The organism is Pseudomonas sp. 32_A, from assembly GCF_017490905.1.
GTDB lineage: Bacteria > Pseudomonadota > Gammaproteobacteria > Pseudomonadales > Pseudomonadaceae > Aquipseudomonas > Aquipseudomonas inefficax.
Window position 1 is genome coordinate 1 of the sequence record NZ_JAFGYI010000229.1, and the last position, 494, is coordinate 494.

Sequence of the window (494 nt, forward strand, 5' to 3'; positions counted from 1 at the left end):
GTTTTCTTCACTCACCCGAAGTTGTTCATTGACAATGTTTCTTTCAAGTTCAGCAATGGCCAGTTGTGACCATACATATTTCACCGCAAGCTCAATTTGCGCTTGATAAATCTTCTGCTTCAGTGCTGTTTTATCTGTAGAGAGACTGGCTAATTTTTGGTTTGCTTTTCGCTCACCAAAAATATCCAAGGGTTGTGATATGCCAATGGCAAGCTCTTTTTCATTATTTGAACCAAATCCCGTTTGTTCAACTGACAATTCAGGATTTTTAAACAGCTTACTTTGCTGAAGATTCGTGGCATTAATGCTGTTTTGCGTTTCCCAGAAATTTTGGGACGCTTGATACTGGTTGACCTGATCAATGGCTTGTCGCAGCGTTAAATCTTGAGGACTGGCGACTACAGAAGTACTCAAGCTGATCATTGCGGATAGCAAGACACCTGTACGGAATGCTGACCAGGATAAATTCAGGATAGAAGTATCCTGATATAATT

Annotated in this window: 1 protein-coding gene; it reads right to left on the reverse strand. The window is 40.5% G+C overall.

The features are described 5' to 3' along the window. Positions 1–494 (reverse strand): TolC family protein (locus J5M58_RS26420; protein ID WP_243432562.1); only part of this gene is annotated, 494 nt, incomplete at both ends.